Raw genomic sequence first — 18,555 nt, 5'->3', positions numbered from 1 at the left:
GACATATCAGGCCTTGCCCTGCCACGGCACGAGCAGACCGGCGATGTACTTGATGCCGCCATCGAGGGCGATCGCCGCCAAGCCGATGACGATGATGCAGGCGATGGTCAGCGGAGTCTGCAGTTGGGTGCCGGCCAGGTAGGCGAGCCCGCCGATACCTGGGATGCCGTTGTTGAGTTCGGCCGCAACCACCGTCGTCCAGGCGAAGCCGGTGGCGATCCGGATTCCGCTCAGAATGCTCGGCAGGCTGGCCGGAATGATGACGTGCCGCAGCACGTGCGCCGGCTTCGCCCCCATCGCCTGGGCAGCCTGGATCCGGTCCACCCGAATGCCCCGGACGCCGTCGATGGTGGCCATTGCGATCGGAGGAAAGGCCGCCAGGAAAAGCAGCCAGACCTTCGAAGTGTCCCCGATACCGAACCAGACGATCAGCAGACCGATGTAGCCCAGCGGCGGCAGCGAACGCAAGAAATTGAGGTACGGCTCGAACAGCCGCCCGAGTACCGGGGTGAGTGCCATCGTGTACCCGAGCAGCACGCCGAGGACGATGCCGAACACCACGCCCACCCCGATCCGCTGCAGGCTGGCCAGCAGGTGCTCCCAGAGGAAGTAGCCCTGGGAGCCGCAGACGATCCGGGCACTACCCTCTTGGATGGGATGGCAGCCGTTGGCATCGATGAACGCCCCGACGACCGCCTGCGGACTGGGCAGGAAGAGCGGCGCGATCAGCCCGGACGCGGTGAGTGCCCACCAAGCGGCGATGACTCCGGCGAACACGCCGGCGTTGACCGCCCAGCGTCGCCAGGGGACGACTCGGGCTCGAGCGCGCTGTCTCGCTGGCGGCGCAGCCGGTGGCTGGGCGACGACCTTCTCGTCGACAACGGTCATGGTGGTCGTCCTTTCGAGCCCGCAAGGGCCTCGTCCGCCCCTCCGGGCGCTTGGATCTGCTGATTGGTTTCGTCCGGCGATCGCGGCTCATGGCTCGTGATGTTGTCCGAGCCACTCAAGGTCCATGCTGCGATCAGCGCATTCGACAGGAACGACAGCGGAGCCGGACCACCAGCCCGAAGCGATCCCGCTTATTCCTAGTAAACATATGGGGATTATATGTATCAGCGATAGACCGGTCAAACGCCTGCCGTCGAGCAGCCGCTGCAGATCGCCGCCATGGCCACGGTCACACAGAACGCGCTGCTGGGCGTCGCGGCGATCCTGTTGACGCTGTACTTCACGCTGCGGGTCGACTGCGGATCACAGGAGCAGCGCCCGAGCGCGGCCGCCGTGTCGCAGCGGTTCCCGAAGTTCGTGCTGGGCTTCCTTGGCGGCGCCGGCGCTCGCGACGATCTGCGCCGGTAGCGTCTCGGCGGCGACGGTGACCTGGCGATCGGCCTGGGGCTGTCGCTGCTGCTGTTCGGCTCGTTCATATTCTGATCGGCCCTACCGATGGGCGGTCGGCGCACCCCCGGCCGCCCATTGGTATGACGATTTGCATCGGGCTGGGATCCGTGGGCAGACTGAGTCCGTGTTCACCACCGTGCGCCTCCATGCCTACCTGCGCCCCGCAGTGCCGGCAATGATGATGCGCATGTGTATGTGTCGTTGATCCACACCGGTCCGACAGCACACTCCCGGGTCCTCCGCCGACCCTGATCCCGCCTCCACAGCACGGACGCCGTCCGATCGGCCGTCCGCGTCCGCGCATCCCCTTCGCCAGCTATTTCAACGTCCGACGAAAAGGACCCACTGTGATCGCAGTCACCGACCTCGAGAAGGTCTATCGCCAACCCAATCGTGAGATTCGCGCCCTGGACGGGGTGACCTTGCAGGTGCCGGACGACTCGGTGCACGGCGTCATCGGCCAGTCCGGCGCCGGCAAGTCGACCCTGGTGCGCTGCATCGCACTGCTCGACCGGCCCACCAGCGGAACCGTCGAGATCAACGGCGCCGACCTGACCGCCGTGCGCGCCGCCGAACTGCGCAAGGCACGACGGCGGCTCGGGCTGGTCTTCCAGCACGCCAACCTGTTCGACTCACGCACCATCGCCGGCAACGTCACCTATCCGCTGGAACTCGCCGGCGTTGGACGCGCCGAGCGTGCCGCGAAGGCGTCCGAACTGCTCGGGCTGGTCGGTCTGGGCGATGCCGGCCAGGCGTTTCCGGCGCAACTGTCGGGTGGCCAGCGGCAGCGGGTCGGCATCGCCCGGGCGCTGGCCACCGACCCCGACGTGCTGCTCTGCGACGAGCCCACCAGCGCACTGGACCCGAAAACCACCGGCGAGATCCTCGACCTGATCGGTGCACTCAAGGCGCGGCTCGGCCTGGCGGTGCTGATCATCACCCATGAGATGACCGTGGTGAAACGGATCTGCGACTCGGTCTCGCTATTGCAGACCGGACGGGTGATGGAGTCCGGCTCGCTGGTCGATGTGGTGGGCCGTTTCGGCAGCCGGTTGAGCGAGTTGCTGCTGGCGCTGCCGCCGACCGCGGACCATGCGCCCGACGGTGGGCCCACCGTCGAGGTGCTGGACACGGTACGCCCTGGTGACGCGGCGGCGCTGACCCTGGCCGGGCACGAACTCGGGACGGATCTGCCGGTGCTCGCCGGCACCGTGGAGACGCTGGCCGGCGTCACCTTCCAGCGGCACCGGGTGCTGGTTCCCGCCCCACTGGACGCGGACCAGGCGGTGGCGGCCCTGCGCCGCCACGGCGCTCAGGCCGCTGTGACGGGAGCAGCGGCGTGAACGACTTCATCGACAGCCTGGTGCACAACCCGGCGATCAGCACCGCGCTGTGGCCGGCCTTCCTGGAGACCCTGCAGATGGTGGGCCTGTCCGGCCTGCTGACCGTGGTGCTGGGACTGCCGCTCGGTGTGGTGCTGTTCATCACCCAGCCCGGCGGCATGGCCGGCAACCGCCCGCTGAACATCGTGCTCGGCGGGGTGCTGGTCAACATCACCCGGTCGATCCCCTACGCGATCCTGATCGTGGCGCTGATCCCGTTCACCCGCTGGCTGGTCGGCACCTCGATCGGGCCGATCGCCGCCTCGGTGTCGCTGACCATCGCGTCGGTGCCGTTCTTCGCCCGCCTGGTGGAGACGTCGTTGCGTGACGTGCATCCGGGCAAGGTGGACGCGGCACACGCGATGGGCTCGACCCGCGCCCAGACGGTCTGGAAGGTACTGATTCCCGAGGCGCTGCCCTCGCTGGTGGCCAGCATCACCACCACTCTGGTCGCGCTGATCGGCTACTCGGCGATGGCCGGCCTGGTCGGCGGCGGCGGACTGGGGCGGCTCGCCTACAACTACGGCTACCAGCGCTTCCAGCCCGAGGTGATGATCGTCGTGCTGGTCATCCTGGTGCTGATGGTGCAGCTCGTCCAGGTCGCCGGCGATGCCCTGGTGCGACGCGTCGACCACCGCTGAAATCCCAAGCCAACCAACGATAAGGAGAAATACCCATGTCCAGATTCACCCGCTCTTTGGCCAGCCTGGCCGCCGCTGTCGCCACCGTTGCGCTGACCGCTTGCGGCGGCTCACCGGCGGCGCCCAGCAGCGAGACGACAGCGCCGTCCGAGGCCCTCACCACGGTGAAGGTCGGCGCCAGCCCGGTACCGCACGCCCGGATTCTCGAGTACGTGAAGAACAACCTGGCCCAGGCCGCCGGCCTGGATCTGCAGATCGTCGAGTTCGACGACTACGTGCAGCCGAACGAAGCACTCGCCTCCAAGGAGCTGGACGCCAACTACTTCCAGCACCTGCCCTACCTGGAAGCACAGATCAAGGAGCGCGGCTACCAGTTCGAGCACGGCGCCGGGGTGCACATCGAGCCCTACGCGGCCTTCTCGAAGAAGTACAAATCGGCGAACGAGTTGCCGCAGGGTGCGACCATCGCGATCACCAACGACGCCTCCAACCAGATCCGCGGGCTGCGGCTGCTGCAGGGCGCCGGGCTGCTGACCGGGATCACCGATTCCTCCAATGTGCTGAATCTGACCAAGGCGCAGAACCCGAAGGGCTTCAAGTTCATCGAGAACCAACCGGAGGTGATCGTCCAGCAACTCGATGACCCGAAGATCGACCTGGCCTTCGTGAATGGCAACTTCATCCTGACCGCCGGGCTATCGACCAAGGACGCCCTGCTGGCCGAGACCGCCAAGGACAACCCCTACGCCAACTTCCTGGTCTGGCGCACGGACAACACCAACCCGGGGGTGGCCAAGCTCGAGACGCTGCTCCATGACCCGAAGGTCGCCGAGTTCATCAAGACCACCTGGCCCTCGGGCGACGTCCTCCCCGGATGATCGCTTTCCCGTTACCTCACCGACGCGGTGTTTCCGGTCTCGGCGTCCTTTCCGTCGCAAACCACGGAACGACGCTGACATCCGGGAGCATCGCGTCGGTGCGACTTTGGGTATGCGGAAGAAGTTGGCGACCGAGTGGCTGAGCTCATCGCGGCTCCTTCGGCGACGGGCGCGGGAGGTCAGCTGTCGCAGGGGACTCCCCTACGCCGGCCTCACGCCGGGCCTACCTTGACCCGGGCACGGTCGATGAACTCGAGAGAGGTCGCGGCGACCTCACGCCAGCCATGGTCGATGGTCAGCGAGTGACCGCGGTTGGGCATCTCGATGAACTCGGTGACCGCCTCGTTGTGCTTGTCCTGGATCTTGTATGCACTGTGGGCGGTCGCGTAGGGCACGGTGTGGTCGGCTTCGCCGGAGATGATCAGCAGCGGTCCGCGCTCGGGGTTGCCAGTGTCGACCTTCGTCTCGGAGAAGGGATTGAGGTTTGCGGTGACGGCCTGGAAGATCGGGTTGCCGGCGGCGGCGACATGGTAGGTGTCGTACAGTTCACGCGCCTCCGCCTCGTCGAGAGCGTTGGCCCATCCGTAGCTGAACTGATCGAAAGTCAGGGTCACTGAACGACGCGTGTTGGCAGGGTTGCTGACGACGGGGAAGGCGCTCTTCAATGCTGCCGCGGGGATGGGCAGCACACCCTGGAACGGTGCCGGATCGATCGCCACCGTCGCGACCGATGACCCTTGGCCCGCGAGCTTCTGTGCGATGAGCCCACCGAAGGAGTGACCTATGACCGCAGGGCGGCACTGAAGCCGGGCCGCCGCCGCCAGGTAGTGGTCGGTGACCTCCTGCACCATCTTGCGTGCGAAGACCTCCGGGTTCTCACGCGCCTCGGCGACCGTGTCCGGATCGTCCGGCCACCCGGGCGCGATCGTGGTGTAGCCGGCCTCCTCGAAGACCGCCCGCCAGCGGTCCCAGCTGCTCGACAGCAACCACAGTCCGTGCACGAACATGACAGGGCGGAGCCCGCTCGCGTTCGCCCGCTCGATCTCGGCTTCCTCGTGCTCCGTCAGAGCCATGGTCTCCACCTATCCTCGTGACTGTGGCCGGCCCGCGATGGGACAGCACCCTCACCGGAAGCGTAGGAAGAGCGGCGCTCCCGAGCTTCGGTCGCTGGTACCTAAGTCGGCCGGAGGCTGTACCTAGTGGCGATGCGATAATCGCGAGGTGCCGTCGCAGAACGTGTTCGTCGGGCGGCGACAGGAGCTGTCGCTGCTCGCCGACTTGCGCACGCAACTCGGCGAGCACGGGTCAGCGATCGTGGTGGAGGGCGCCCCCGGCGTCGGTAAGACGGCTCTGATCGAGCAGTTCGTGCGGAGCGTCTCAGGGCCGGACATGGTCGTGCTGCGGGCTTCGGGAACGCCCACCGAGTCGCTCGCACCCTACTCGGGGTTGCACCTACTGCTGCAGCCCTTCCTCCATCAGGTATCCGAACTGCCGCAGCCGCAGCGCGATGCGTTGCGCACCGCATTCGGCGTCCAGCCAGGCGCTCCGCCCACGCCGTTCCTCGCTGGGTTGGCGACCCTGACCCTGCTTTCAGACCAGGCCGAGGATCGGCCCGTGCTGATCATCGTCGAGGACCTCCATTGGTTCGACCCGGCGTCGAGGTCGGCGCTGATGATCGTCGCGCGCCGCATCGCATCCGATCCGATCCTGATGGTCATGACCATGAGAAGCGGGCAGCAGTGGGAAGCCGAGGGGGTCAGAAGACTGGAACTGTCGCCGCTGAGCTTCATCGAGGCGAACCTGATCCTTGACAACCGTCCGGATCGGCCCGCGGGAGCCGTACGACGGATCCTGCTCAACCTGGCCGCCGGCAACCCACTCGCCCTGGTTGAACTCTCCGCATCCGATGTGGTCTCCGAGGATCCAGACCTCTTTCCGGTCACGAGTCGGCTGGAACGGGCCTTCGCCGGCCGCTATCGAGAGTTGCCGCAGCCGGCACGACTCACGGTCCTCGCAGCTGCGCTCAATGGACGGGAGTCGATCCATGAGGCGACCTCCGCGGTCTCTCGCGCGCTTGGCGGCGAACCCGAGCATGAGTGGCTGGTACCGGCCATCGAAGTGGGCCTGATCGAGCACGATCTGGGCCAGATCCGTTTTCGGCATCCTCTGGTGCGTTCGGCGGTGGCAAGCGCCAGCAGTCTCGCCGAGCGGTCGATGATCATGCGTGCCCTTGTCCATGTCGTCGACGATCCGGAACGCACCGTCTGGTGGCGAGCAGAACTCGCCACCGCCGCGGAGCCCGACCTGGCGGACCAACTCGATCGGCGGGCCGGCGCGAACCTGGCTGTTGGCGATTCCGCCCGTGCCACCGCCGCGTTGCGTCGGGCAGCAGACCTCACGGTGGACGCTGACCTACGAGGCGACCGTCTGGTGCGCGCGGCGGACGCCGCTCGGCATGCGGGCGCATTCGACGTCGCCGATGACCTGCTTCGCCGTGCCGACGTGGAACTCCAGGACCTCGGGGCTCGAGCCCGAGCATTGTGGATTCGCGAGATGCTTCCGACCGGGCAGTCCGCTCTGGAGCGCGGAGACTTCGGTCCCGCGCTCCACGCGATCGACGCCATGTGCCGAACCGGCCAAACGAATGAGGCGTTGAGAGCACTACTTCAGCTGGCATCCAGCGTCTGGGATCACGCGACCGACGTGCATCCCAGCGAGCAGTTCTCGGCCGCGGCACGCAACTTCGACCTCGACCGGAACGACCCTCGAATGCTCCTTCTTTCGGCCGTGATCGAGCCGTCGGCGCGCGCTCCGGAGATCGTGGAACACATTCGGCTTCTGCCCGAGGGCAGCCCGGGCGACCCCGAGACGCAGTGGTGTCTGGGCTACGCACTCAACCTGAGCGGAGACGTCGAGCTGTCAGCCGACTACCTCCGCCGATCGGCCACCGGGCTGCGCAGGCGCGGCGACACGGCGCTCCTTCCCCACGCCCTGATGGGTCTGTCCTGGGAGTGTCACCTCCTGGGTGCGTTCGCCGAGGGACGAGCCCTCATCGACGAGTGCCTCACGATGGCGGCGGACCTCAACGACCACACCCTCGCGGCCGCGGCGCGAGCCGCGCACGCGTGGTACGACGCCATCGACGGGGTGCCTCCGGACAAGGAGGCGATCGTGAGGGCATCACGCGTCGCCCCGCACACACTGGAGACACGAGACCTCCAGGCCACACTCGTCGTGGCGCAGGGACGGGCCGCTCTCGCCGCCGGTCGCCCGCGAGACGCGTTACCAGCCCTCCTCCGGCTCACCGATCCCAGCGATCCCGCCTACAAACCCATGTTCCGCATCATCTCGCTGCCCGACTTAGTGGAAGCGGCGGCATCGACGGGCGATCTTGCGTCCGCGCAGGAGCAGGTCAGGCTGGTGACCGAACTGACCGACGGGTGGCAGGTTGCGTCGATCGAGGGCGCGCTCGGACTTGCGAAGATCATGCTCGCCGACGAATCGACGCTCGATGAGCTTGCAGAGCGGTTGATCAACCACCCGCTCCCGGTCCCCCTCTTTCACGCCCGGGCTCATCTGAACCTCGGCTCGAAGCTGCGACGCGCCCGCCGAGTCGATGACGCTCGACGCCACCTGCGGATCGCTCTCGACGCGTTCGAGTCATTTCCAGCACCGATCTGGGCGGCGTGGTGTCGTGAAGAACTTCGGGCGAGCGGGGAGCGGCTACCCGACGCACGGCCCTCAGGGAGGCATGTCCTCACACCCCAGGAGCTGCGCATCAGTTCGCTCGCCGCCTCGGGCTTCAGCAACCGGGAGATCGCCGAGCAGCTCTTCCTCTCCCCGCGCACCATAGGCGCACATCTGTACTCGGCCTTCCGAAAGCTGGGCATCACCTCCCGCGAACAGCTCGCGCATGTGCTCGCCCCACATGATCAGCCCGCACTCCGAGCGCTGCCCGCCGCGCCCTGACGAACCTCACTTCATCCGTACGCTCCGTCGAGTCGGGGGCCACCAGCACCTGCCGATTTCCACGCCACCGCTAGGGGCTGTTATAGTTTCGGAGCCGGTCGGGAACGACCGGTGAGGCCTGTAAAGGCCCCGTGGCGCAGTTGGTTAGCGCGCCGCCCTGTCACGGCGGAGGTCGCGGGTTCGAGTCCCGTCGGGGTCGCTTGAGTGGTCATCACTCAGGGGCCAGGTAGCTCAGCTGGTAGCAGCGTTCGCCTGAAAAGTGAAAGGTCACCGGTTCGATCCCGGTCCTGGCCACATCGAGACGCCCCGGGGAAACCCGGGGCGTTTTTCAGTTCAGCGATTCAGTGCGGCAATGAGAACTCTCTCACCGCTCGCTCACCCAACAACTCCGGACGCCTTGCCACAATGAGGCATGGCCTCTGCGACGCGATCGGTGCCGGCACAGCGTCGCCTCGGACGAGGCCGGCTGTTCACCGGGCGATTCGCTGGGCTCCGCGCCCGGTTCCCGGGCCTGATCGACCGGTTCCCGCGTCCGGTGACCGTTCGCGCCCGCGTCATCGCCGCCGTCCTGGCGCTCACGACGTTGGCGCTGACCATCGCCGGCTTGACCGCCTATAGCCTCGAACGCGCCATGGCCGAGCGTCGCGTCGAGGGCTACCTGGAGCGGGCGGTCGACGAGTTCCGGGTGCTCGCCTGCGGGCAGAGCGCCAACTGCGCCCCGGGTATCGACCCGACCACCGGGCGTCCGTTCGCCAGCCCCACCGACCTGATCCGGGTCGCCATGCAGAGCCAGGTGCTGGCGGCCAACGAGAGCGAACTCGGTATCGTCAACGGCAAGGTGGTGTGGACAGCCCCTGAAGGGGTCACCTTCCGGCCCGAACAGGATCCCGAGTTCGTGAACACAGTCGTGCCGCTGAGCGAACTCGACCACGTCACCCGTGGCCGGCTGGCCACCCCGATGGCCGACTACTTCTACGCCGTCACCCCGGTCCGCTTCCCCAACCAGAGCGGCGCGCTGGTGCAGACCTTCGACATGCGCGCCGAGTTCGCCATGCTGCGTGCCACCTACTTCACCTACGCCCTGGTCGCGGTGGGGTCGCTGGCCATGGTCGGCTTTCTGATCTGGCTACTGGTCGGACGCCTGCTGCAGCCGATCCGGCTGCTGCGCACCACCGCCGAGGACATCACCGAACACGACCTGAGCCGCCGCATCCCGGTGCACGGCAACGACGACCTGTCGGCGCTCACCCGCACGGTCAACGCCATGCTCGACCGGCTGAACGCCGCCATGGGCAGCCAGCGACAACTGCTGGACGACGTCGGTCACGAACTGCGGACACCGGTGACCATCGTCCGCGGCCACCTGGAGCTGATGGACGCCGACGATGCCGACGACGTCCGCACCACCCGGGCGCTGGCCCTGGACGAGCTGGACCGGATGGGCCGCCTGGTCGACGACCTGCTCACCCTGGCCAAGGCGGAACGCAGCGACTTCATCCAGCCCCAGCCGACCGACATCGGACGCCTCACCGACGAGACCCTGGAGAAGGCGCGCGGCCTGGCCCCCCGACGCTGGCTGCTCGACGAACTGGCCGACGTCGAGGCGGTTCTCGACCCGCAGCGGGTCACCCAGGCCTGGCTGCAGCTGGCGTCCAACGCGGTCAAGTACTCCCCCGACGACACCCCGATCGCGCTCGGCAGCGCGGTGCGCGACAGCGAACTGTGGCTGTGGGTCCGCGATCAGGGCGTCGGCATCTCGCCCGAGGAACGCGAACTGGTGCTGGCCCGCTTCGGACGCGGCGCCAACGCCCCGCTGCGCGCCGACGGCGCCGGACTCGGGCTCGCCATCGTCGACAAGATCGTCACCGGTCACAGCGGCCGGGTCGACATCGAGTCAACCCCCGGCCAGGGCAGCACCATCGCCTTGGTCGTCCCCCTGCAATCCGCCACTCCCGCCCTGGAGGCAGCCCCGTGAGCCAGATCCTGATCATCGAGGACGAACCCCGCATCGCCGCCTTCGTGGCCAAGGGGCTGCGCGCCGCCGGCTACAGCACCCACATCGAGAGCAGCGGCATCATCGGCGCCCAGCTCGCGGTGTCGGACGACTTCGACCTGGTCATCCTCGACGTCGGCCTGCCCGACATCGACGGCTTCGAGGTGCTGAACCGGCTGCGCGGCCAAGGTGTCGGGGTGCCGGTGATCATGCTCACCGCCCGCTCGTCGGTGACCGACACCGTCGCCGGCCTGGAGGGTGGCGCCGACGACTACATGGCGAAGCCGTTCAGTTTCGAGGAGTTGCTGGCCCGGGTGCGGCTGCGGTTGCGGCCCGACCCGGCCACGGCGGCGTCCGCGACGACCCTGACCCATCGTGATCTGAGCCTCGACCTGCGCACCCGGCGGGCCACCGTCGCCGGCCGCGAGGTCGATCTGTCGGCCCGCGAGTTCACCCTCGCCGAGGCCTTCCTGACCAACCCCGGGCAGGTGCTGAGCCGCGAGCAACTGCTCTCCAGCGTGTGGGGCTACGACTTCGACCCCGGCTCGAACGTGGTGGACGTCTATGTGCGTTATCTGCGACGCAAGCTGGGTGCCGAACGGTTCGAGACGGTCCGCGGCATGGGCTACCGGCTGGTGTGAGGTCGCTCACGCAGACCAAGGTCGCCTCCTCGGCAGACTCGGAGAAGCGCTGATCATTCACGTCATCCCGGGTTCCGACCCGGGATCTCAGGCCCGGGATCTCAGGCGGGAGAGATCCCGGATCAAGTCCGGGATGACGATAGATGGGCTTTGATTCCGTGCATCCTCAGGGCGTGTTCGCGGACCGCGGGGAGCGGGCCGACAGCGGCGACTTGGGGCTGGCCGGCGAATCGTTGAGCGGACGGGGCTTGGCGGCCGGAACCTTCTTGGCCTGACCGTCGGGCTCAGCCTTCGTGGTGGTTGTGCCGGTGTCCGTCCCCTTGCCCTGGATGGCCCCGGCACCCTTGGCACCGGGCGCGACCGCCACGGGCGGCCGCACCGGTCCGACGTCGACACCGGCGTTCACCACGACCGCGGGCCCGGCCTGCTTGATGTCGGGCTGGGCCTCGGTGGCGCAACCACCGGCGCCCAGCACGGCGAGGCCGAGAGCACCACTGACCAGCCATCGTCCGGCACGAGTCGGAGCATCCATGTCAGCCAGCTCATCAGCGGTCGATGAACCGGGTGGGAGCGGCCGATGAGAGAGTTCTCATCAAGGCCGCGGCGACTGGCTGAGCCTCAGCTCAGCGCCTGGCGGGCCCGCACCAGCCAGGCACGGGCCAGGTCGAGCCTGGCCAGCGCCGTGGGCACGTCGGCACCCGAGACCAGGCTGAGAATGACGGCGCCGGTCCGAGCGCGCAGCGAGGCCGGATGCACCGTGCGTTCGAACTCGGCACGCCAGGTCTCGACGATCTCGGCCACCCGCGGGTAGTGCTCCGGGGAGAGGTTCGGCAGCACCGAGACGTGGCCGAGCAGGCAGGCCAGGTCGTCGTCGCGGCGTCCGGGGCCCAACGAATCCAGATCGATCACCGAACTGGCCCGCCCCTCGCGGGTGAAGATGTTCGCCTCGTAGTAGTCGCCGTGGGTGGGCACCAGCGGTCCGGACGGCGCCAGCGCCAGCAGCCTGCTGATCTCGCCGGCCAGGGCGTGGATCTCGTCCGCCTGGTCGGGCAGGACGGCCGCCGCACCGGCGGCGTGGAAGTCGATCCGATCGCTCCAGGAGTCACGACGAGGGAACCGGACGGTCTGCGCCGGCAGCGCGTCCAGCAGCGCCGTCAGGGACGCCGCCGACGGCAGCTGGTCGGGATGATCGGGCCAGGCCACCAGCGCCTGCGCCAGCGAGATGCCCTCCGCCGCGGCACTGACCACCACGCCCGGTACCGGCTCGGCGAGGACGGCGGGGGCGATGCCGGCGTCGTGCAGCAACTGCTGACGCTGCGCCAGGCCGGTCGACTTGCCGGGCCGCAGCACCTTCACGAAGGCGGGCCGTTCACCGCGGGCGGCGAGCACGGCCCGGCGCAGCGGACGGTAGGCCAGCATCTCCAACTCGACCGGGGCACCCAGCCACGCGGCGACGGTGTCGGTGTCGCAGGCCGCGGGAAGCCCTGGCAGCCGCGGGTCCGCGGGATGCCGCCAGGCACGCAACACCAGGTCGTTGTGGACCAGCGTGGCCACACCGTCGGTCACCTCGACGGTGGTCAGGCCGAGCCACTCCTCGGTCGGGGTCTGCGCCGACGGCAGGTCGTACCAGATCTGGTAGATGGCGCTCACGTCGGCACCGGGACGATGGTGCACACGGTCGAGTTCGAACCGGAAGCCGGGGAGTTCGACGGCGGGGTCGCCGGTCAGTGCCAGCTGCAGCACCGAACCCGCCTCCGGCGAGGTCATCAGCGCCATTGCCCGGTCGATCGTCACCCGTGCCCTCCTCGAACTCTCCCCAAGCATGCCGGATGCCGGCGGCCGGGCATATCGCCGGAAGGTGCGTTCCGCACGCACGACCCCCGAACACGCCGATGCCCCGGCACGAGCCTCCTCCTGACTCGTGCCGGGGCATCTGTCCACCCGCTGTGGGCGGCACCGCTCAACGCGTCAGTCGTTGCTGCGCGCCGAGGGGGCGCTCTTCGGTGAATTCGGGGTCCGCGGGGACACCGGGGACTTCGCCGACACCGGAGACTTCGGCGATACCGGCGACTTGGCCGACACCGGAGACTTCGGGGAGACCGGGGACTTCGCCGACACGGCGGTGCGCGGCGACGCCGGGGTCTTCGCCGTGTTCGCGGTGCGCGGCGAGGCGGGGGTGTTCGCGGTCGCGGTGGACGGCGCCGTGAATGCCTTCGGAGCGGCCTCGTGCGCCCCGGTGGTGGTGACCTGCTCGCCGGCGACGGCGGACGCCGCGATGCTCTGCTCGGTGGGCAGCGCGGAGCTCTCCTGGCCGGCGAAAGCGTAGGCCGCACTGGCCATCACGCTCAGTCCGAGCGCTCCGGTGGCCACCCAAGCGGTGGTGGTCTTCTGAATCCTCATCATGATGTCGTTCCTCTCCTCTGGCTTGCCCACTACTGAACCAAGCGGTTGTGAGCAGTCGCGGAGACGATGATGAGAACCACCTCATCTGAGCTCCTACGTCATCCCGGGCGAATGCCGGGATCTCGATCAGCCGCACCGATTGGGCTTGTCGAAAGCGGGTTGACCGGGTCTCGACAAGCTCGACCAACGATGGCCAGAGACAGCGAAATGGCCGGCTCGCAGCAGCGAGCCGGCCAGATCGGCGGTCAGCAGGGGGTCAGTCGGCGAGCTTCGCCATCACGTTGACCTGGGCGCCGTCCACGCCCCGGACCCGGAGCGGGCCCAGGGTGATGAACTCGATCTTCTTGTCACCCAGCGGCGCCAGCGTCATGTCTTCGATGCCGACGATGTAGCGATCGACGTGGTTGCCCAGCAGCCACTGGTGGGCGTCCTTGCCGTAGCCGTTGGACGGGCTGGCGATCGAGAGCCAGTCCATGCCGATGCACTGCACCTTGTCGGTGTTCTCGACCAGCCAGCGGCAGGTGTCCGGGTGGAAGGACAGGCCGTCGTGCTCGTAGGTGTGCGGGTCGCTGAATTTGTTCGCCTCGAAACCGGTGCGGAACAGCACCAGCCGCTTGCCCTGCAGTTGCTCGGCGTAGGGCTCGACGTCGGAGACCTCGATCACCGACTTCGGCTTGTTCTTCGCAGGCAGGTCGATGACCAGTACCTCGTCGCCCTCGTAGCCCCAGATGTCGTCGGGCAGGTCGATCATGTCGATGCCGTCGGGGTTGAAGTGGTGCGGGGCGTCCATATGGGTGCCGAAGTGGTTGGGCAGGTGGATCATCGCCGAGTTGAACGGCTTGCCGTCCTTACCGATGACCGAGTCGGGCTCGAAGGTGACCACCGGCTCGCCCGGGTAGGCGTTGTCCTTCGGATCGAGGATGTGTGAGAGATGGACGAACACTGCTGCTCCTTCGCATATGGGTTGTTCGTTGTCGGATCAAGGATGCGCGACGCCTGACCTTCGCTCATCGATGAACATATCGGGTATCAGACATCTGATCTTCCGTCATGGATGGCGCAGCCGTCAAGAGGTCATCGACGATCACCGTTGGTCGAGCTTGTCGAGACCCCTGCCGGAGCGGGCGCGGGCGGGGTCAGAGCACGTAGCGGATCAGGTCACGCTCGGTCTGGTCCATATGTGCCGCCATCGCGGCGGCCGCCAGGTCGGCGTCCTGGGTGCGCAACGCGTCGAGGACGGCGTTGTGCATCTCGATCGCATGCTCCTGCACCGCCGGAACCCGGGACGTGTCGGTGCGACGCTGCTTCAGCAGCGCCTGCAGCGGGTCGAACAGGGTGCGGACGAAACGGTTGCCGCAGGAATCCAGGATGACGTCGTGGAAAGCGATGTCGTGCACCACGAACGCCTCCACGTCGTTGGCCACCGAGGCGGCCCGCATGCCCTCCAGTTCCCGCTCCATCTGGTCCAGGTCGTCGGGCCCCATCCGGGTCGCGGCGAGCGCGCAGGCCCCGGTTTCGATCATCCGGCGCAACTGCAGCAGCTGGATCGACGAGTCGGCCCGTCCGATCTGCTCCTCGGCCACCTGCAGCGCGGCGCCGATGTCGGTCCAGCGCCCCACCGGATTGAGTTCGCTGCGTCGTCCCGGCACGGTGCGGACGATGCCCTGCGCCTGCAGCTTGCGGATCGCTTCCCGGATCGTCAGCCGGTTCACGTCGAACCGGGTGGCCAGTTCGGCCTCGGCCGGCAGCGGCTCGCCGGGGACGAGGCGTCCGGCCACGACGTCGTCGAGGAGTTCCGAGATCAGCTGGTCGACCAGCGATTCGCGCCCCATGGCCACCCCGCTTCTCGGATCGTCTCGGATTGAGTGGAGTAGGCAATCCACTCGCTTCTCGGGAGCCTAGTCGACAACGCTTATCCGATAAGGGTCTCGACAAGCTCGACCAACGCAACCCACCGCTGGTTGAGCTTGTCGAAACCACTCAGCGAGCGCCCTACCGGTAGGGGTCTCGACAAGCTCGACCGGCGGAGGGGTCCTCGCCTCCGTAGGCTCGTGGCATGCCGCATACCTACGTCAAGACGCGTCCGGACGCCCCCGCGGGCTTCTTCGCCGCCGAGGCCGCGGGCCTGCGCTGGCTGAGCGTGCCGGACGGCGTCCCGGTCGCCGGCGTCCATGCCGTGACGCGGACGTCGCTCACTATCGATCGGGTGCCGACCGGCAGCCCCACCCTCGCCGCCGCCGAGGAGTTCGGACGCCGCCTCGCCGCGACCCACGACGCCGGCGCTGCCTTCTTCGGCGTCGGCCCGGACGACGGTCCTGGCGTCGGCTGGATCGGGGACGCCCCGCTGCCACTGCGCACCGTGGCGCCGGCGTCCTGGGGCGCCTGGTACGCCGAGGATCGACTGCTGTTCCACGCCCGCCGGGCAGGCATCGCCGACCCGGCGCTGGACCGGGTGCTCGAGCGGCTGGCGTTCGGATACTTCGACGACGACGCCCCGCCGGCCCGGATCCACGGCGACCTGTGGTCGGGGAACGTGTTGTGGTCGCCCGATGGTGTGGTGCTGATCGATCCGGCGGCGCACGGCGGTCACCGGCTCACCGATCTGGCGATGCTGGCACTGTTCGGCACCCCGCACCTGGCCCGCATCCACGCCGCCTACGCGGAGGCGTCCGACCAGCTTCCCGACGGCTGGGACGAGTTGATCGGATTGCATCAATTGCACCCGCTATTGGTGCATGCGGAGCTGTTCGGCGGTGGGTACCGCGCCCAGGCCGTGGACGCCGCTCGACGCTATTCCTAGCCGCGCTAAATATCGGCTGGGAGCCGCACCTCGACAACCATTCGAAATGGTGCGGCGAAACTCTGGCGATACTGATTGACTTCAGCCCATGAATTCACGTCGAGGACGAATGGCGACCGCCGGGGCAGCCCTGGGCCTGGCACTCGCCGCCGCCGGCTGCGGCACCCCACCCTGGCAGGCCAGCACCTCCCCCACCCCCACCGTCACGGTGTCCGCCACCCCGGCACCGTCGGCCAGCAACGATCTGGCCCGCGGCTCTCTGAAGCGCAGCCTGACCGCCGGCGCAGCCAAGCTGGAGGTCAACTACTGGTCGACGCTCGACCTCGCCCAATGGACGCCTGAGCTGCCGAAACCGCTGAACATCGTGGTGTCAGGCACCTTGCAGGGCGGAGCGAAGGGCCAGCAGGTCTTCCTCAGCGCCGTCCGGGTGGCGACCGTCGCGACCGGCGCCGACGGAACGCCCCACGTGCTCGACGCCGCCGACGATGTGGCGTCCGTCGCCCCCGGCTATCTGATCAGCAAGCCCAACTCGTATCAGCAGGTGCTCACCCTGCCGGCCGCGCCCGCCGGCAGCACCGCGCTGAAGATCACCCTCACCTACGAGTTGCTGATCCAGTCCGAACCGAAGTCGGACGCCTTTCTGCGGCAGGCCACCTCGGACACTCTCGAAGTCCCTCTGGTCACCGGTTCCAGCCCGCAGGCGACCCCCTGAATCGACGCGAGAACCACGTGTAGGCAACCTCAAGAAATGGTGGATCCGACTCTTGAGAATCTCTTGATTGGAGGCCCACCGGCACCAGGGGAAGCCTCATGGTTGACGGATCAGTCTTTTCTCGACCCCACCAAGGAGTGAGAAAAGATGAGCACCATTCAGTTCGAGACAGACCCCCGTCAGATCGCCCTGCACCGCACCGCGACCGTCAGCAACGACGACGCGACGGCCGAGCAGGACGGGCTCGGCCTGTCACGCTACGTCCGCCAGCACTTCGCGGAGATCGACGCCCTGCCGACCTACCGCCCGGTCATCGGCTGCATCATTCCGGCCTACAACGAGGCCGAGACCATCGAGGCGGTGCTGCGGTCGCTGCTCAAGCAGACCCGGCTGCCCGACCAGATCCACGTGATCGTCAACAACACCTCGGACGAGACCTTCGAGCTGGCGGCCAAGTTCGCCGGCCCGCGGACGGCGAAGAAGCGGCAGAAGGGCGAGAAGGCCCGCCAGACCACCGAGATCTTCGTGCACGACATCGGCGAGAACCCGGACAAGAAGGTCGGCGCGCTGAACTACGGCTACTCGCTGATCCCGGACGCCGACTACCTGCTCGGCGTGGACGGCGACACCACCCTGGCCAAGGACTGCGTCGCCCGGCTCGAGGAGGAGATCCTCTCCGACTCGCGGATCGGCGGCATCTCGGCCATCTACACCATCGACGACAACGGCTTCCGCGGCCTGGTGGCGCCGCTGCTGATCGCCGGCCAGCGCGCCCAGTTCGCCGCCTTCAACATGCAGAACATGCTGCGCGGCCGGAACATGGCGGTGCTCGGCGGCCAGTGCTCGATCTTCTCGATGAAGGCGTTGCGCGAGGTGATGGCCGACAACCACCAGGCCACCCCGTGGGTCAACGACTCCGAGGTCGAGGACAGCCTGCTCAGCCTGCAGATCAAGTCCGCCGGCTACCTGACCAAGATCTCGGCCCGGGCCCGGGCGTCCGTGGGCGGCATGACCACCCTGCGCGCCCTGGACGGCCAGCAGGTCAAGTGGAACTACGGCGCCATCGACCTGATGTGGCCGGGCCAGCGGGGCGACACCAAGGGCCAGCCGTTCCACCCGAACCTGCGGCTGCGCTGGGCGGAGAACTTCGGGATGGCGACCAACATCTTCACCCGGGTGGCGTTCATGCTGCTGCTCGCCGCGGCGCTGTCGATCAACGCCTTCGTGTTCTCGCCCTGGTGGCTGATCCCGCCGGCCGTGGCGATCCTGCTCAACGTCCGGATCGCGATGAGCATGAAGGAGCGCACCTGGAAGGACATGGTGTTCGCCGCCAGCGGCATCGGCGCCGAGATCTACATGTGGCTGCGCGCCGGGCACTTCGTCCGGGCCTGGGTGAAGTTCCTGTCCAAGGTGCAGACCGACAACTGGGCCGAGCAGGCCAAGGCCGAGCGCGGCTCGGGCAACAGCCACCTGGTTCCGCTGATCGTCCTGGGTGTGTCCTTCGTCGTCCTGGGCTGGACCTGGTTCCAGCTGCCCACCCTGATCCAGAGCTCGATCCTGTGGCTCGGCTGGCCGGTCCTCTACGTGGTGACCATCGCCCAGACGATCGTGATGTTCGCCAAGCTGATCCGTCGCCAGCACGGCTACAAGGTCTGATCACACACCACCAGCAACACCCGGTCCGCACCCGCGGGCCGGGTGTTCGGCATTGGAGTGAGTTGAGGAGATCGTCGCACCA

General features: G+C 67.8%; 17 protein-coding genes and 2 tRNA genes. 12 read left to right on the top strand and 7 right to left on the bottom strand.

The features are described from left to right. Window positions 1-6: 6 nt before the first annotated feature. A complete protein-coding gene (locus tag QM624_RS03370) occupies window positions 7-888 on the bottom strand; it encodes an ABC transporter permease (RefSeq protein ID WP_415088718.1) in 882 nt (293 codons plus the stop codon). 279 nt (window positions 889-1,167) lie between these two features. Between QM624_RS03370 and QM624_RS03365 the strand changes: the two genes are divergently transcribed. From QM624_RS03365 to QM624_RS03350, 4 genes are all read left to right on the top strand, one after another. Further along, entirely contained in the window at window positions 1,168-1,356 is a 189-nt protein-coding gene (locus QM624_RS03365) for a hypothetical protein (RefSeq protein WP_415088716.1), read from the top strand. 389 nt (window positions 1,357-1,745) lie between these two features. Further along, complete coding sequence (locus QM624_RS03360; RefSeq protein WP_415088714.1) at window positions 1,746-2,741, top strand: methionine ABC transporter ATP-binding protein; 996 nt, start codon at window positions 1,746-1,748, stop codon at window positions 2,739-2,741. Window positions 2,742-2,776: 35 nt separating this feature from the next. Beyond that, complete coding sequence (locus tag QM624_RS03355; protein ID WP_415088893.1) at window positions 2,777-3,421, top strand: methionine ABC transporter permease; 645 nt, start codon at window positions 2,777-2,779, stop codon at window positions 3,419-3,421. A 35-nt stretch (window positions 3,422-3,456) separates the two neighbouring features. Next, window positions 3,457-4,299 carry a MetQ/NlpA family ABC transporter substrate-binding protein gene (locus QM624_RS03350; protein ID WP_415088712.1) on the top strand — a complete coding sequence of 281 codons (843 nt, stop codon included), beginning with the start codon at window positions 3,457-3,459 and terminating at the stop codon, window positions 4,297-4,299. Window positions 4,300-4,511: 212 nt separating this feature from the next. On the opposite strand, the gene QM624_RS03345 is transcribed toward QM624_RS03350, so the two are convergent. Next, the gene (locus tag QM624_RS03345; protein ID WP_415088710.1) at window positions 4,512-5,372 is read right to left on the bottom strand and encodes an alpha/beta hydrolase; all 861 of its coding nucleotides are present in this window, start codon (window positions 5,370-5,372) and stop codon (window positions 4,512-4,514) included. A 148-nt stretch (window positions 5,373-5,520) separates the two neighbouring features. Between QM624_RS03345 and QM624_RS03340 the strand changes: the two genes are divergently transcribed. The 5 genes from QM624_RS03340 (at window position 5,521) to QM624_RS03320 (ending at window position 10,902) form a co-directional block, all read left to right on the top strand. Continuing rightward, a complete protein-coding gene (locus tag QM624_RS03340) occupies window positions 5,521-8,268 on the top strand; it encodes an AAA family ATPase (protein WP_415088708.1) in 2,748 nt (915 codons plus the stop codon). Between the two features lie 125 nt (window positions 8,269-8,393). Then, window positions 8,394-8,467 (top strand) — tRNA-Asp (locus QM624_RS03335). A 21-nt stretch (window positions 8,468-8,488) separates the two neighbouring features. Continuing rightward, window positions 8,489-8,562: transfer RNA gene (locus QM624_RS03330), tRNA-Phe, on the top strand. A gap of 118 nt (window positions 8,563-8,680) precedes the next feature. Further along, window positions 8,681-10,243: a sensor histidine kinase gene (locus QM624_RS03325; RefSeq protein WP_415088706.1), complete on the top strand. Its 1,563-nt coding sequence runs from the start codon at window positions 8,681-8,683 to the stop codon at window positions 10,241-10,243. Further along, on the top strand, window positions 10,240-10,902 hold the full coding sequence (locus tag QM624_RS03320; RefSeq protein WP_415088704.1) for a response regulator transcription factor: 663 nt from the start codon (window positions 10,240-10,242) through the stop codon (window positions 10,900-10,902). The genes QM624_RS03325 and QM624_RS03320 overlap by 4 nt, the downstream gene beginning before the upstream one ends. 166 nt (window positions 10,903-11,068) lie before the next feature. Here QM624_RS03320 and QM624_RS03315 read toward each other — a convergent pair whose 3' ends face one another. The 5 genes from QM624_RS03315 to QM624_RS03295 form a co-directional block, all read right to left on the bottom strand. Beyond that, on the bottom strand, window positions 11,069-11,434 hold the full coding sequence (locus QM624_RS03315) for a hypothetical protein (protein WP_415088702.1): 366 nt from the start codon (window positions 11,432-11,434) through the stop codon (window positions 11,069-11,071). An 86-nt stretch (window positions 11,435-11,520) separates the two neighbouring features. Beyond that, entirely contained in the window at window positions 11,521-12,696 is a 1,176-nt protein-coding gene (locus QM624_RS03310) for a phosphotransferase (protein ID WP_415088700.1), read from the bottom strand. Between the two features lie 174 nt (window positions 12,697-12,870). Beyond that, complete coding sequence (locus QM624_RS03305) at window positions 12,871-13,302, bottom strand: hypothetical protein (protein ID WP_298130733.1); 432 nt, start codon at window positions 13,300-13,302, stop codon at window positions 12,871-12,873. Window positions 13,303-13,561: 259 nt separating this feature from the next. Then, window positions 13,562-14,248 carry a cyclase family protein gene (locus tag QM624_RS03300; protein WP_415088698.1) on the bottom strand — a complete coding sequence of 229 codons (687 nt, stop codon included), beginning with the start codon at window positions 14,246-14,248 and terminating at the stop codon, window positions 13,562-13,564. Between the two features lie 193 nt (window positions 14,249-14,441). Further along, the gene (locus QM624_RS03295) at window positions 14,442-15,137 is read right to left on the bottom strand and encodes a FadR/GntR family transcriptional regulator (protein WP_415088696.1); all 696 of its coding nucleotides are present in this window, start codon (window positions 15,135-15,137) and stop codon (window positions 14,442-14,444) included. A 224-nt stretch (window positions 15,138-15,361) separates the two neighbouring features. Between QM624_RS03295 and QM624_RS03290 the strand changes: the two genes are divergently transcribed. From QM624_RS03290 to QM624_RS03280, 3 genes are all read left to right on the top strand, one after another. Beyond that, window positions 15,362-16,105 (top strand): fructosamine kinase family protein, encoded by a 744-nt coding sequence (locus tag QM624_RS03290; RefSeq protein WP_415088694.1) that lies wholly within the window; start codon window positions 15,362-15,364, stop codon window positions 16,103-16,105. A gap of 88 nt (window positions 16,106-16,193) precedes the next feature. Then, a complete protein-coding gene (locus QM624_RS03285; RefSeq protein ID WP_415088692.1) occupies window positions 16,194-16,817 on the top strand; it encodes a hypothetical protein in 624 nt (207 codons plus the stop codon). A gap of 147 nt (window positions 16,818-16,964) precedes the next feature. Continuing rightward, window positions 16,965-18,473: a glycosyltransferase family 2 protein gene (locus QM624_RS03280; protein WP_415088691.1), complete on the top strand. Its 1,509-nt coding sequence runs from the start codon at window positions 16,965-16,967 to the stop codon at window positions 18,471-18,473. Window positions 18,474-18,555 lie beyond the last annotated feature (82 nt).

This window comes from Micropruina sp. (genome assembly GCF_047606365.1).
Taxonomy (GTDB): domain Bacteria; phylum Actinomycetota; class Actinomycetes; order Propionibacteriales; family Propionibacteriaceae; genus Micropruina.
This window is presented reverse-complemented; position numbering and strand designations above follow the sequence as displayed.

Excerpts from the sequence above, each read along its gene's own strand:
- QM624_RS03315 (WP_415088702.1), bottom strand. The coding sequence starts at position 11,434 with ATGGATGCTCCGACTCGTGCCGGACGATGGCTGGTCAGTGGTGCTCTC.
- QM624_RS03280 (WP_415088691.1), top strand. The coding sequence starts at position 16,965 with ATGAGCACCATTCAGTTCGAGACAGACCCCCGTCAGATCGCCCTGCAC.
- QM624_RS03295 (WP_415088696.1), bottom strand. The coding sequence starts at position 15,137 with ATGGGGCGCGAATCGCTGGTCGACCAGCTGATCTCGGAACTCCTCGAC.
- QM624_RS03325 (WP_415088706.1), top strand. The coding sequence starts at position 8,681 with ATGGCCTCTGCGACGCGATCGGTGCCGGCACAGCGTCGCCTCGGACGA.
- QM624_RS03285 (WP_415088692.1), top strand. The coding sequence starts at position 16,194 with ATGAATTCACGTCGAGGACGAATGGCGACCGCCGGGGCAGCCCTGGGC.
- QM624_RS03350 (WP_415088712.1), top strand. The coding sequence starts at position 3,457 with ATGTCCAGATTCACCCGCTCTTTGGCCAGCCTGGCCGCCGCTGTCGCC.
- QM624_RS03365 (WP_415088716.1), top strand. The coding sequence starts at position 1,168 with ATGGCCACGGTCACACAGAACGCGCTGCTGGGCGTCGCGGCGATCCTG.
- QM624_RS03345 (WP_415088710.1), bottom strand. The coding sequence starts at position 5,372 with ATGGCTCTGACGGAGCACGAGGAAGCCGAGATCGAGCGGGCGAACGCG.
- QM624_RS03370 (WP_415088718.1), bottom strand. The coding sequence starts at position 888 with ATGACCGTTGTCGACGAGAAGGTCGTCGCCCAGCCACCGGCTGCGCCG.
- QM624_RS03305 (WP_298130733.1), bottom strand. The coding sequence starts at position 13,302 with ATGAGGATTCAGAAGACCACCACCGCTTGGGTGGCCACCGGAGCGCTC.
- QM624_RS03290 (WP_415088694.1), top strand. The coding sequence starts at position 15,362 with ATGCCGCATACCTACGTCAAGACGCGTCCGGACGCCCCCGCGGGCTTC.